The organism is Brachybacterium sp. AOP42-C2-15, assembly GCF_052377065.1.
In the GTDB taxonomy this organism is placed as follows: domain Bacteria; phylum Actinomycetota; class Actinomycetes; order Actinomycetales; family Dermabacteraceae; genus Brachybacterium.
In genome coordinates this window covers 1-12456 of sequence record NZ_JBQSWK010000027.1, presented here as the reverse complement: position 1 = coordinate 12456, position 12456 = coordinate 1, and the positions used below count along the sequence as shown (strand labels likewise).

Here is a 12456-nt window from a genome sequence, read left to right as displayed (position 1 = left end):
CCTCATTGCCCCTTGAGGGCGGCGTAGGCCGCGAGCGCTTCCCGTCGCGAGGCCTTCAGATCGACGATCGGCGCCACCCGTTCCGCGGACTCGTCGTCCACCTCGGGCACCCACCGGCGCACGTACTCGCCCTGGGGGTCGAACCGCTCCTGCTGGCGCTCGGGGTTGAAGACGCGGAAGTACGGGGCGGCGTCGTCGCCCGTGCCGGCGACCCATTGCCAGTTGAACGGGTTCGAGGCGTCGTCGGCGTCGACGAGGGTGTCCCAGAACCATTCCTCGCCGAGCCGCCAGTGCAGGCGCAGATTCTTGGTGAGGAAGGAGGCGACGACCAGCCGCACCCGGTTGTGCATCCAGCCGATCGCCCACAGCTCCCGCATCCCCGCGTCGACCAGGTCGATGCCGGTGCGCCCCTGCTGCCAGGCCCGCAGAGCGTCATCGTCCTCGCGCCACTCGAAAGCGTCGAACTGGGGCCGGACGTTCTGGGTCGCGAGGTCGGGCAGGTGGAAGAGCCGGTGCCAGGCGAACTCGCGCCACAGCAGCTCGGAGCGGAAAGTCTCCGGGCCCGTTCCGCGCCCCGCGGACAGGCTGTGGTGCCAGACCTCGTGAGGAGAGACCTCGCCGAAGCGGAGGTGCGGCGAGAGGCTCGAGGTGCCCGCGGTGCCCGGCCGCTCCCGATCCTCGGCGTAGTCGGTCAGCAGGTCCCCGAGCTGCGCGAGCCGCTCCCGAGCTCCCGCCTCGCCGGGGGTCCAGTTCTCGCGCAGCCCGCCGGCCCAGTCGGGCGCCGTCGGGAGCCATCCGCGACCGGACAGCTCCTGCTCGAAGGTCTCCGTGCGCAACCAGCTGCGCACCTCGTGGCCGCCGGCACGGACCTGCTCCTGGGGGCCGGCGAGATGATCGGGCAGGCCGTGCGGTTCACGCGGCGGCCTGCTCTCCCGGCATACGCGGGCGAACGGGGAGTAGACCTTGTACGGTCCGCCGCTCTGGGTGGTGATCGTCCATGGCTCGTGCAGCAGGTAGCCGTCGAAGCTCTCCACGCGGACATCCCGCCTGCGCAGAGACGCCTTCAGCCGCGCATCCATGGCCCGCTTGGGTTCGTGATAGCGGCGGTTCCAGAGCACCGCGGTCGCGTGCACCTCCTCGACCAATGCCGGGATCTGCTCTTCGGGATCCCCGCGGAGCAGGACCAGCGGCACCCCGTGCTCGCGCAGGGCCGCGGCCAGGGCGCTCAGCGAGTGGTGCAGCCACCAGCGCGCCGCGCCGCCCAGCGGGCGCACGCCGCTGATCTCCTCGTCGATGTGCACCGCGAGGACCTCACCATCGGCCGCGGCGGCATGGAGGGCCGGATTGTCGTGAAGGCGGAGGTCATCCCGGATCCACCAGATGCTGGTCATCTGTCCCTGCTCTCGTTGGCGGTGGCGGGCCCCGGCCCGTGGGGCCCGGCCCCTGTGGCGTGCGGCGGCCGGTCCCGGACGACCTCACGCACGTACGTAGCCTAGCTAAGCAAGCTCTTACCGTGCACACGGGCGAGGTCTCGCTCTACTGCGTCACACCGGGCGCGGGCGAGCCGTCCCCCGATCCGCTGCGCGTGCTCGATACCCTCGCGGAATGGCTACCCGTCGACGCTCCAGCACCCGTCGGCGAGGCGGCTCCTCCCGGAGGAAGGGCACCCGCCAGGTGATGCGGGAGCTGCCGTTCGTCGGCCCCGGCGAGCGCACCTGGGTGCTGGACGTCCCCTACGGCACCCAGGTCGAGGGCGCCGCCTGGCATCCCGCCGTCAAGATGCACCTGTACACGGGGCGCACGCTGCCCGCGCACCTCGCGCCCTATGCTCCCGCTCCGCACACCCTCGGGCGATTCCTCGAGAACACCCTGAACCCCGAGGATCCGACGCCGAACCCCGAGCCGGCCGAGGACCTCGAGCCCCGCCAGAACCAGTACGAGGCGGCCGACGCGATCGCGGCACGCGCCGCAGCCGGTGGGCGACAGTTCCTGCTGGCCGACGAACCGGGCGTCGGCAAGACGATCTCCGCCGTGCTCGGAGCCAGTGCAGTGGGCGACCTCCGCGGAGCGCAGCGCGTGCTCGTGGTCGCCGACAGGCCCGCCGCGATCACCATCGGGCACTGGTGCCGCACCATCACCGCGCTCGGCGACAGCGGCCTGGAATGGGTCGTGATCACCTGGGACCGCCTGGAAAAGGTCACGGGCTACGACTGGGACGTGATCATCGCCGATGAAGCCCACGCGCTGCGCCGCACCACCACGAAGCGGTGGAAGCTCTGGGCACAGATCGCCGGCCACCGGCAGCCGCACGAGCAGGCGCCGTTCGTGATCACGACGACCGCGACGCCCGGCCACACGCCGCTCGAGCTGCCCTATCTCGCGCCGGCCTACGCCCAGGCGCATGACGAGCCGATGAAGGAGTGGCTCACGGCGACCCAGCCCGCCGCCACCTTCAACACCGCGCTCGAGCGCCACGGGGTCGGCGTGGACAAGGGCCGCTACGGCGCGTCCTGGACCACCGACCCTGCCCGCCGGGCCGCGGATCTCGCGCTGGTGCGCGGCTGGCTCAAGGACGCACAACCACCTGCCATGCTGCACCGTGCGGCGCCGTGGGGGCCGGTGCCGATCTCCGGAATGCCGGTGACGCTCACGCCCACAGAACGGGACGCGTATGAAGCGGAGTGGGGAGAGTTCTGCCGCGAGATGGACATCGCCCGGCGCGGTAGGAACACGGCCAAAGGGCGCGCGGCGCTGCTGCGCTTCCGGCAGAAGGCCGGACTGATCCGCGTGGACTCCACCGTCGCGTGGATCTCCCAGCAGGTCGAGGCCGAGAGGCAGGTGGCGTGCTCGGTCGAGTTCGTCGGCACCGCCGCCGATCCGATCGCCGAGCGGCTGCGGGACTCCGGCCTCGAGGTCGCCACGATCTATGGTCAGGGCCGGTTCGACGCCGAAGCCGAGCGGCTCCGCTTCCAGACCGGGCAGGCGAAGGTCTGCGTGTTCACCACGGTCGCTTCGATCAGCCTGCACGCCGGCGAGACTCTCGAAGGCGGCCACCAGGCGAGCACCGAGCCGCGGGTCGGGGTGTTCCACCAGGCCCGCTTCTCCGGCATCGCGGGCCGACAGGTCACCGGCCGCACCCACCGCGACCACCAGGTCTCCCCCTGGCACATCGCCTACGCCGAGAGCACCGTCGAGGAGCAGGTCAGCAAGGTGATGGTGGAACGGATCGCCGCCGCCTCCGACACCGTGGGCGGCGACACCGCGAGTCTCACCGACGTGGCGCAGCTGCTCGGGGCGGACTGGCTGCCAGCGGCAAGCCTGACCGGCGATGCGGACTGAACGACGAGGATGACCGCTCCCCCGCCGTCCGGAGGAGCCCGGCGATGTTCAATTTTCCTTAGAATTCCAGTATGTTGAACACATGGACTCGATTGAACTTCCGAGGAGTGCCACGGGCGCCGTCATCAAGGACGTGCTTCACCACCTCGCCGAGCTGGGCATCAGACCAGACTGGCGGTACGAGGAGAATCTTGAGGACCGGATCTGCACCGGCACTCTCCTGCTCGACGACGGAACCGGCGTGCACAAGTTCCCGGCCGTGGCCAGCGCGACTGTCAGCCCTGCCGGGCTCACCCTGCTGCCTCATGACGAGCAGACGGTCCTGCTGACCAGCCGTATCACTCCCGCACGCGCACAGGCACTCGCCTCACGAGGCTGGGGTGGATACGCGGATTCGGCGGGCAACGCGTCGCTGAGGTCACCGGGACTTCTCATCGAGATCGCAGGCAAGAGCGACGCCGAAGAACGAAGGGCACCCACCGCAGCTCCCTTCTCGCGCGCGGGTCTGCCTGTCACCTTCGCCGTACTCGTCGCGAACCAGCAGGAGCATCGAGTACTGCAGCGCGAGTTGGCAGCGTCATCAGGGGCATCGATCGGCACCGTGAACCGTGTCGTTCGGGCTCTGCGCGAGCGCACGCCCCCGATGCTCGACAAGAACTACCAGGTGTTGCGCCCCGCCGCGCTCGAAGACGAGTGGGTCGCGGCCTATACGGCCTTGCAACCCAGCACGTGGCCCGAGGAACGGTTCACGAGCGACGTCTGGAAGAACCCCTCGGACCTCCTGAAGGAGAAGCTCCCCGACGGAGCGCTGCTCGGCTCGGAACTGGCCGCAGCACGCCTCGGCGCACCGATCCGGCCATCACAGGCCCTCATTCATCTTCCTCCCGAAGCCCGACGGGACCTCATCCGCCAGGGGCGCCTGCGCAGAGCACAGGACGGCCCGGTACGGATCCGCCCGACCTTCTGGAACATTCCGCCGAACGGAGAGGATGGCGTCGCTCCCAGACCGCTGCTCAGGGCGGACCTGCTGCTCGAGGACGATCCCCGGCTCGATGAGATACGTGCACAGCTGTTCGGTGACACGCGATGATCGACCTCACAGGACGCACTGACGTACCAGTGGCCGAAGAGGTCCTCACCGAGCTGGCAGGCATCTGTCACGGCTTGGAACTCGAGTTCCTCGTCGTCGGCGCCGCAGCTCGCGATCTCGTCATCCATGCCCTTCAGCACAACCAACCGATCCGCGCGACTGAAGACATCGATATCGCAGTCGCAGTCCGTGTCAGTGAACAGTTCGCCGGCCTGACGGATCGCCTGACGCGGAAGGGGAACTCACAACACAAGTTCGAGGTGCTCGGAGTCGAGGTCGATGTCGTTCCCTTCGGGGGGATCGAGCAAGGCCGCAGCGTTCACTTCGCTGATGACCATCTCCTGGATGTCAACGGACTACAGGAGGCGCACGCCACGTCGACCCTGGTCCGGATGCCCCATGGCACTGAGCTCCGTGTCGCCAGCGCTCCCGCGCAGACCGCGCTCAAAGTGCTCGCGTGGAGGGACCGGCATCATGACAATCCCAAGGATGGGCTCGACCTGCAAGTCATCCTCGCGGCACTCTCCGAGGACCCGTTCGTCGACGAGGTATGGGAAGACCACACGGCGCTCGACGCCACCGATGACGACATCATCGCCGCAGCCAGCTACCACTATGCGCGTCGTGCCGCGGAGGCATTCGCCCCCATCGACGGAACAGCGGTACTCGATACGCTCCTCGATGCCCAGCTGCGACCGGTGTTGCTGCGGCACATGCGGAGCGAACTCGCCGCCGATCTGATCGACGGGTACACGAAAGGATTCGCAGCCGGGCTCAAGCGCTGAGCATCCACGGGGCGTACCTGCCTGACAGCACTTTCTACGCTTTCGGTCGCCAGCTGTACGACGTCACGACGTCGTCGAAGACGTCAACCGCCGATGACCGTGGGCGATCCATTCCCTCTCAGAGCAGGAGCTTCACCAGCAGCACCGGAATGCGCACCACCACATTCAGCACCAGCCCGAGCGCATCGCTCAACTCCAGCAACCCGGACAGAAGGTCACCCCTGATGAACCGATGTCGTTTGTCGCGTCGTCTCATCGGTGCTCCGTTCCCTGTGGTGGAGTGGTGCCGCCCTCATTGACTCGTGGCCGCCGACCCTACACAGGCGACTCTCTCAGGTCATCGCGCGGTCTTGGGCGAGATTGCCCGATCCTGGTCAGCGAGGGCCGCAGAGCGTCGGTCCCGCACCATCGCGATCGCGCCACGCATCGCCACCGGAGCGCGATAGTGCACCATCGGCGTGAGGTAGCTGTCCTCCGGATACTGCCCGTACTCCGCCCACCTATCGTCAGCTCCCTCCAAGGCCCCCTCCCGATCCGTTCGCTCTTCCTCCCGGAGGAGCAGCCCGCTGTCGCGGAGCCGTCCCATGGTGCGTGAGAGCCGCTCGAGCGCACCCAGTCCACGAGCCAGCGGATGCCCTGTCCTGCGGTCGATCGGCACCTCTCGGATGTAGGGATGACGCAGCAGCTGGAGCATGAACTGCACGACCTCGCCGCAGTGGATCAGCTCGCCGTCAGGCGGGATTGTGGGCAGCATCAACCCTTCAGGGCCACTCGCCACGAGCAGCGCGTCCAGGCAGTCCTCATCCAGCCCTTCGTTCCAGTCGGCGAACCCGGCGCTGGTCGCGGACGACTCCAGGGCTGCCGCGAGCAGGCTCCGTGCCCTCCACAGCGCATTTTCCGCACCCTCAGCGCTCTCCTCGTCTCCGGCATGCCCCATTGCAGGTTCCACGTGCCCCTCGCGCTTGACGAGGAGACCACTGCTGAGCAGAACGCTCCAGGCCACATGGAGGATCTGGCTGTTGCTGTACCACTCCCAGGAACGGTGATCGTCGACTGCTGGCTGGATTCTCTCCAGCTGGCGCCGGTCCACCGCGAACAACTCCCCCTGCTTGGTGAGCCGCCGACCTTCCCCGACGAAGGTCACCACCTGATCGATCGCCAACAGGAAGGGCAGTCGGTCGAGCTCGGCGAGCATCTCCGCTCGACCCTCCTCGTCCGTCGGCTCGCTCATCGGGGCGGGGGCGTCGGCGAGACACCAGTGGAGAGGGCGGCTCTGACGTGGGGGAACATCGAACTCAAAGAATTCGGTGGCGTCGGCAGTCATGCCCAGAGCCTGGAGGACTCCCCGCCCGCGCACCACAGCACGATGCGCATTGTGGACAACCGACCGCTGTGGAGGAGAGAAGGCCGGTGGCACCGCGGGCCGGCAGGTCACCGGCCGCACCCACCGCGACCAGCAGGTCGCCGGACCGCGTCACCAGGGGCTGGGCTTGTAATCCTTCACGAAGCAGCCGTACATGTCTTCGCCGGCCTCGCCGCGCACGATCGGGTCGTAGACGCGGGCTGCGCCGTCCACCAGATCCAACGGGGCGTGCCAGCCCTCGGCGGCGATGCGCAGCTTGTCCTGGTGGGGGCGCTCGTCGGTGATCCAGCCGGTGTCCACGGCGGTCATCAGGATCCGGTCGGTCTCGAACGCCTCGCCCGCGCTGGTGCGGGTGAGCATGTTCAGCGCGGCCTTGGCCATGTTCGTGTGCGGATGGCCGGCACCCTTGTAGCGGCGGGAGAACTGGCCCTCCATCGCCGAGACGTTCACGATGTAGGCGCGGCGCGCCCCGGCCTGCACGGCGGCACGCATCGAGGCGCGCAGCCTGCTGATCAGCAGGAAGGGTGCCGTCTCGTTGCAGAGCTGCACCTCGAGCATCTCGAGCGCGTCGACCTGGTCCACCGTCTGCGTCCAGGAGTTGTTGGTCTGCATATCCGGGAGCAGGCCGCCGGCGTCGACCGCGGTGCCCGCGAGGTGCTCCTGCAGGCTCGCCTTGCCGGCGCGCAGCGCGAGCGCCGTCATCGAGGCGGCGGTCTGCGCGGCGCGAGCATGCTCGAGCGATTCCCCGTCATGCTGCGGGACCGCGTCATTCTGCAGAACCCCGGCGATCGCGGCGGGATGCGCCTGGGAGATGCGGTCGAACGCCGACATCTCCGGCAGCGCGAGGTCGGTGGGCAGCGGGGCGTCCTCCGCCTCGACCAGCGCCGAGTAGGCGCTCGGGGAGCGGCGCACCGTCTGCGCGGCGTTGTTGATGAGGATGTCCAGCGGGCCCGCGGCGGCGACATCGTCGGCGAGCGCGATCACCTGGGTGGGGTCGCGCAGGTCGATCCCGACGATCTTCAGCCGGTCGATCCAGTCCGCAGCATCCTCCATCTGGGCGAAGCGCCGCGCCGCATCCTTGGGGAAGCGGGTGGTGATGGTGGTGTGCGCACCGTCGCGCAGCAGGCGCAGCGCGATGTACATGCCGATCTTGGAGCGGCCGCCGGTGAGCAGTGCCCGCTTGCCGGTGAGGTCCGTGCGCTGGTCCCGCTTGGCGTGCGACATCGCTGCGCAGTCCGGGCACAGCCAGTGATAGAACGCATCGACCAGGGTGTAGTCGTTCTTGCAGATGTAGCAGCCGCGGGACTTGTTCAGCTCTCCCGCGAAGGCGCCCTGCGCGCTCGAGACCAGCGGAATCCCCTTGGTCTCGTCGTCGATGCGCAGCGGGGAGCCGGTGGCGGTCGCGGCGATCACGGCGCGGTCCGCCTTGCGCTGCGCCCAGGTCTTCTCTCCGCGACGGGACTTCGCGAGCTTCTTCTCGAAGTTCCGGGAGGCGCGTTTGATCGCGACGAGATCCGCGTCGTCATCCGGCATGGCCGGGGCGTGCCGGAGCACGCGCAGGGCGGTGGCGATGTCCTCCGCGGTCAGTTCTTGGCTCTCGCGGTGACGGGGCGTCGAGGAGGCAAAGGAATCAGAGAGTTCGGGCACCGATCGAGTCTATGGCTCCGCCACCGGCCGACGGGCGGGGCATTGGTCACGTGCCCGCCGCCATGGCGCTCGCTCTAGGCTCGCCCATGAAATCGGCGTCCCTGACCTCCGGTGTCAGATCCAGCCTCGGCACCGAGTGGATCCGAAAGCTCACCCTCTACGGTGAGCACCTGGTTCTCGTCGCCCGCGAAACGGCCCGGCTCGAGCATCTCGCCGCCGAGCTGACGGGTGCCGACGCCTCGGAGGTCGAAGTGCTCAGCGCAAGTCTCTCCTCCCCCACGGGCATCACCGCCGTCATCGAGCGGCTCACGGACGAGGCCCGGCCCATCCAGACGCTGAGCGACAGCGCCGGGTTCGGGCTGCCGCCCGCGTTCGAGAGGAACTACATTGAAGACGAGGCACGCCACCCGCGGCTCCACGTCGAGGTGCCGCTGCGGCTAATGCACACCGCACTGCCGGGGTTGCTCGCGCGACGCTCCGGCACGATCCTCAGTATCGCCTCGGCCCCTGCCGCCATGCCCTGCTCCACGTACAGGGCAGCAAAGTCGTGCCAGGTGACGTTTTCCCGATGGGCCAGCAGCCAGTACCGCTCCCGCGGCGTCACCGTCACCGCAGTGTGCCCGGGCTGCACCCACGCCGACTTCCATGCCCGCCTGGGCCTGCCCGAGGGCAAGGAGGGCACTTCGGGCTGGCCGTGGCTCGAGACGCTTCGGGAGGTCTCCGAGTCGCTGCGCGACGTGGAGAAGGGCGAGGCAGTGTCGATGTCGAGCAAGAGGTACAAGGCGATCTACACCGCTGCGAGGCTGGCGCCCACCGGGCCGATGGCGAAGCTCACGGCGCGGGGGCACTGCGCGGACTGCGCACAGCACGCGCGACCGCCACGGCGTTTGTCCTAGCCGCACCTACGGTATAACGCCCACCGTGCTCTCGCGGATGATCAGCTCCTGCGGCACCTCGACCACAGCTGGGGAGGCGTTGGGGTTCTCGATGCGGCGGATGACCATCTCCACGGCCTCTCGGGCGACGTGAGAGACATCGACGGCCACCGTGGTCAGGGCAGGATTCGAGAATTCACCCTCCAGAATTCCGTCCCAGCCGAGCACTGCGACGTCATCCGGAACGGTTCGGCCGCCTCGTCGGAGCGCCCGCATCGCACCCACGGCGATGAGATCGGTCGCGCAGACGAGGGAATCGAACTCGACGCCGCTGGCCAGGATGCCCTCAACCACGTGGGCGCCGCCGGCGCGGCCGTACGAGACCACATCCACCAGCTGCTCCGATCGGCAGGGGAGTTCGGCTTCGGCGAGCGCTGACCGGAATCCCACGAAGCGGTGCCAACCGGGCCCAAACTGCCTGTCCTCTCGGGCTCCCAGGAAGAGAGGCGCACGCCTCCCCAGGGAGAGGAGGTGCTCCGTCGCCTCCTTTCCGGAGCGGGTGTTGTCGAGCGTGACATGGTCCAGCTCGACCTCCTTTGTACCCTCACCGAGGAGGACCAGGGGCATCGCCTCCGAGGAATCCAGCACCCGCTCGCTGTCGAGGCTGTCCGGTCGAAGGATGATTCCGTCAGCGAGCTGAGTGTCGAACCCTCGGGCCGCGTGCCGCTCCCTCTCCGGATTGCTCTTGGTCTCGGCGATCAGGACCGTGTATCCGCGAGTCTCGGCGACGTCGATGATCTCGTGCGCAAGGCTCGCGAAGTACGGAGTACGCAGATCGGGGACGGCCAGCGCAAGGATGTTCGTGCGTCCGGAGCGCAGCTGCTGACCTGCGCGGCTCTTGCGGTACCCGAGCTCGCTGATGGCCGCTTCGACCTTCTCGCGCGTTGTGGGGCGGACGCTCGGTTTCCCGTTCACCACGTTGGACACCGTCATCCAGGACACGCCAGCGCGGAGAGCGACGTCCTTCACCGTCGGCGGTCGCCGGCGCTTGTTCTCCTGGGTCATCTGTCTACCTCTTTTCTCTCGTCTACCGCCGGTGATGCGAACTCGCCCCGCGGGATACACCGACCGCCTGTCCAGCAGACATGTTGACGACCCGGTGCAGACAATCTACTCTGCCGTGTAACGTGAAAATTTAACGTTAGAAGTGACAGAGAACCACGTTCGAGCCCGCCACTGCTGTCGGCCCATTCGGAGGTAAGTCATGTCCGCAACCACTTTTCACATCCCGCGCCGTCCGGTGCTCGCCGGTGTTGCACTGGCAGGAGCGTCGTTCGCCCTCGGGGGGTGTGCACTCGAACCGGAAGAGGGCGGCAGATCTGGCGGGATTCGGGCAGCCTGGTGGGGAGGAGATTCGGAGAACGGCGCCGTAAACGCAGCCTTGGACGCGTTCACCGAGGAGACCGGCACCGAGATCGCTCGGGAGCCGCAGGCGTGGGACGGGTACTGGGACCGCCTCGCCACCCAGACCGCAGGCGGCAACGCCCCTGACTTCATCATGCAGGCCGGAAGCCAGATCCCTGACTACGCAGGGCGCGGCACCCTGACGGACCTGAACTCGCTGGAGTCACTGGACGCCGAGGCCGTCGACGAGGGGCTGAAGGAGTTCGGCCAGGTGGAAGACGCCCTCTACGGTGTCGTCGCCGCCTCCAACGCGATGAGCCTGGTGGTCAACCAGGGCCTCGCTGGCGAGGCAGGACTGGAAGTCCCCGACGGCGAGTACGCCTGGGAGGAGCTGGCCGAGATGGCCACCAAGTCCTCGGAGTCCTTGGGCGACGACGTCTGGGGGCTGCAGGACGGAGGCGGCGACCTGATCCTATTCATCCTGAAGGTCCGCGACGACGGCCGGCAGTTCTACGCCGATGACGGCACGCTGAACGCCACGGCTGACGACCTCACCAAATGGTTGGAGTACTGGGAGGAGCTCCGTCAGAACGGAGGCGTCCCGCCCGCCGACGTCACCGCCGAGGCGCAGGGCGAGATGGCCAGCAACCCGATGGCGACGGGGCGGGCAGCGATGAGCTTCGGATGGACGCAGGACTTCATCTCCTACACCCGCCTCGTGGACAGCCCCCTGACGCTCCACATACCTCCCTATGTTCAGGCGTCGCCGAGCCTGTGGATGAACGCCGCCAGCCTGTGGTCGCTCTCCTCCACCTCAGCGGACGCCGAGAAGGCCGCCGAGATCGTGAATTTCATGATCAACAGCGACACCGCCATCTCAGCGCTCGGCGTCTCCCTGGGCATGCCGCCGTCGCAGGGAGCCCGCGACCAGCTCGCAGGGACGCTGTCCGATCCGGAGCAGATGGCGATGGACTTCATGGACAAAGTCGCCGAGACCTCCACACCGTTGAACCGGCTCTGGCCCGCAGGTTTCGCGGAGCTGCGTTCCCTGCTCGGAGACCTCAACGAAGCCGTCGCCTTCGGCGAGACCCCGATCGCGGAGGCGGTCGAGCAGTTCTTCACGACTGCGGACAGCTTCGAATGAGTATGGGAAGGACGAAGCTCGCCTCCCCGACATCCCCACAGAGTGGCCCTCCTGCAGAGCAGGAGCCTCTGGTGAGCCCACCTGTCAGGCAGGGGCAGCGTCGAGGCACCAAGCGACGGCGCTCGGCGACGGTCGCGGGGTACCTCTTCCTGGCCCCCTGGTTCATCGGCCTGTTCGGCCTGGTCCTCGGACCCATGGTGGCCTCGGCCTACCTCTCCTTCACCGAGTACGACCTGTTCACCACAGCGCGCTGGGTGGGCCTGGACAACTACGTGACCATCCTTGGATCGGACACGAAGTTCCAGCAGTCGGTCGGTGTCACGATGACTTACGTGCTCGTCTCGGTGCCGCTGAGGCTCGCATTCGCGCTGGGCCTGGCCATCGTCCTTAATCGCGCACTGCGGGGGATGAGCTTCTATCGATCAGTCTTATACCTGCCCTCCTTGCTTGGCGGGAGCGTGGGCGTCGCTATCCTCTGGCGCCAGCTGTTCGGTCGGGATGGAGCAGTGAACAGCTTCCTGGCGATCTTCGGCATCGACGGACCGAACTGGATCGCAGACCCGGATTACTCGCTCATGACGATCATCGTCCTGGCGGTGTGGCAGTTCGGCTCTCCCATGATCATCTTCCTGGCTGGCCTCAGGAATATCCCGGCGGAGCTCGTCGAAGCCGCAGTGGTCGACGGCGCCGGCACTATCCGGAGATTCCTCTCGATCACAATCCCCCTGCTCACGCCCATCATCTTTTTCAACGTCGTGATGCAGACGATCGTGGCATTCCAGGCTTTCACGCCGTCTTTCATCATAAGC

Annotated in this window: 11 protein-coding genes; 6 read left to right on the top strand and 5 right to left on the bottom strand. The window is 67.8% G+C overall.

Annotation, left to right across the window (positions count from 1 at the left end; genetic code table 11):
* Positions 1–2 precede the first annotated feature (2 nt).
* Positions 3–1391, bottom strand: coding sequence for a cryptochrome/photolyase family protein (locus tag ACT3SQ_RS13955; RefSeq protein ID WP_441445237.1), 1389 nt, complete (start codon positions 1389–1391; stop codon positions 3–5).
* A 214-nt stretch (positions 1392–1605) separates the two neighbouring features.
* Here ACT3SQ_RS13955 and ACT3SQ_RS13950 point away from each other — a divergent pair, with 214 nt between their 5' ends.
* From ACT3SQ_RS13950 to ACT3SQ_RS13940, 3 genes are all read left to right on the top strand, one after another.
* Positions 1606–3339: a helicase gene (locus ACT3SQ_RS13950; RefSeq protein WP_441445238.1), complete on the top strand. Its 1734-nt coding sequence runs from the start codon at positions 1606–1608 to the stop codon at positions 3337–3339.
* 82 nt (positions 3340–3421) lie between these two features.
* Positions 3422–4429 carry a type IV toxin-antitoxin system AbiEi family antitoxin gene (locus ACT3SQ_RS13945; RefSeq protein WP_299305792.1) on the top strand — a complete coding sequence of 336 codons (1008 nt, stop codon included), beginning with the start codon at positions 3422–3424 and terminating at the stop codon, positions 4427–4429.
* Positions 4426–5214 carry a nucleotidyl transferase AbiEii/AbiGii toxin family protein gene (locus ACT3SQ_RS13940; RefSeq protein ID WP_441445239.1) on the top strand — a complete coding sequence of 263 codons (789 nt, stop codon included), beginning with the start codon at positions 4426–4428 and terminating at the stop codon, positions 5212–5214. The genes ACT3SQ_RS13945 and ACT3SQ_RS13940 overlap by 4 nt, the downstream gene beginning before the upstream one ends.
* A gap of 118 nt (positions 5215–5332) precedes the next feature.
* Here ACT3SQ_RS13940 and ACT3SQ_RS13935 read toward each other — a convergent pair whose 3' ends face one another.
* The 3 genes from ACT3SQ_RS13935 to ACT3SQ_RS13925 all read right to left on the bottom strand — a co-directional run bounded on the left by ACT3SQ_RS13935 (position 5333) and on the right by ACT3SQ_RS13925 (position 8110).
* A complete protein-coding gene (locus tag ACT3SQ_RS13935; protein WP_299305790.1) occupies positions 5333–5470 on the bottom strand; it encodes a hypothetical protein in 138 nt (45 codons plus the stop codon).
* A gap of 81 nt (positions 5471–5551) precedes the next feature.
* Positions 5552–6538, bottom strand: a complete 987-nt coding sequence (locus ACT3SQ_RS13930) for a hypothetical protein (protein ID WP_441445240.1) — start codon at positions 6536–6538, stop codon at positions 5552–5554.
* Between the two features lie 150 nt (positions 6539–6688).
* Entirely contained in the window at positions 6689–8110 is a 1422-nt protein-coding gene (locus tag ACT3SQ_RS13925) for an SDR family NAD(P)-dependent oxidoreductase (RefSeq protein WP_441445247.1), read from the bottom strand.
* Between the two features lie 200 nt (positions 8111–8310).
* On the opposite strand from ACT3SQ_RS13925, the gene ACT3SQ_RS13920 reads away from it, so the two are divergent.
* Positions 8311–9120 carry an SDR family NAD(P)-dependent oxidoreductase gene (locus tag ACT3SQ_RS13920; protein ID WP_444502621.1) on the top strand — a complete coding sequence of 270 codons (810 nt, stop codon included), beginning with the start codon at positions 8311–8313 and terminating at the stop codon, positions 9118–9120.
* Positions 9121–9126: 6 nt separating this feature from the next.
* Here ACT3SQ_RS13920 and ACT3SQ_RS13915 read toward each other — a convergent pair whose 3' ends face one another.
* On the bottom strand, positions 9127–10164 hold the full coding sequence (locus tag ACT3SQ_RS13915) for a LacI family DNA-binding transcriptional regulator (protein WP_441445242.1): 1038 nt from the start codon (positions 10162–10164) through the stop codon (positions 9127–9129).
* Positions 10165–10363: 199 nt separating this feature from the next.
* On the opposite strand from ACT3SQ_RS13915, the gene ACT3SQ_RS13910 reads away from it, so the two are divergent.
* Positions 10364–11647: an ABC transporter substrate-binding protein gene (locus tag ACT3SQ_RS13910; protein ID WP_441445243.1), complete on the top strand. Its 1284-nt coding sequence runs from the start codon at positions 10364–10366 to the stop codon at positions 11645–11647.
* Between the two features lie 71 nt (positions 11648–11718).
* A partial coding sequence (locus tag ACT3SQ_RS13905; RefSeq protein ID WP_444601220.1) for a carbohydrate ABC transporter permease occupies positions 11719–12456 on the top strand: 738 nt, incomplete at its 3' end.

Coding starts and splice junctions, on each gene's coding strand:
- ACT3SQ_RS13955 (WP_441445237.1), bottom strand. CDS start 1,391: ATGACCAGCATCTGGTGGATCCGGGATGACCTCCGCCTTCACGACAAT.
- ACT3SQ_RS13950 (WP_441445238.1), top strand. CDS start 1,606: ATGGCTACCCGTCGACGCTCCAGCACCCGTCGGCGAGGCGGCTCCTCC.
- ACT3SQ_RS13945 (WP_299305792.1), top strand. CDS start 3,422: ATGGACTCGATTGAACTTCCGAGGAGTGCCACGGGCGCCGTCATCAAG.
- ACT3SQ_RS13940 (WP_441445239.1), top strand. CDS start 4,426: ATGATCGACCTCACAGGACGCACTGACGTACCAGTGGCCGAAGAGGTC.
- ACT3SQ_RS13935 (WP_299305790.1), bottom strand. CDS start 5,470: ATGAGACGACGCGACAAACGACATCGGTTCATCAGGGGTGACCTTCTG.
- ACT3SQ_RS13930 (WP_441445240.1), bottom strand. CDS start 6,538: ATGACTGCCGACGCCACCGAATTCTTTGAGTTCGATGTTCCCCCACGT.
- ACT3SQ_RS13925 (WP_441445247.1), bottom strand. CDS start 8,110: ATGCCGGATGACGACGCGGATCTCGTCGCGATCAAACGCGCCTCCCGG.
- ACT3SQ_RS13920 (WP_444502621.1), top strand. CDS start 8,311: ATGAAATCGGCGTCCCTGACCTCCGGTGTCAGATCCAGCCTCGGCACC.
- ACT3SQ_RS13915 (WP_441445242.1), bottom strand. CDS start 10,164: ATGACCCAGGAGAACAAGCGCCGGCGACCGCCGACGGTGAAGGACGTC.
- ACT3SQ_RS13910 (WP_441445243.1), top strand. CDS start 10,364: ATGTCCGCAACCACTTTTCACATCCCGCGCCGTCCGGTGCTCGCCGGT.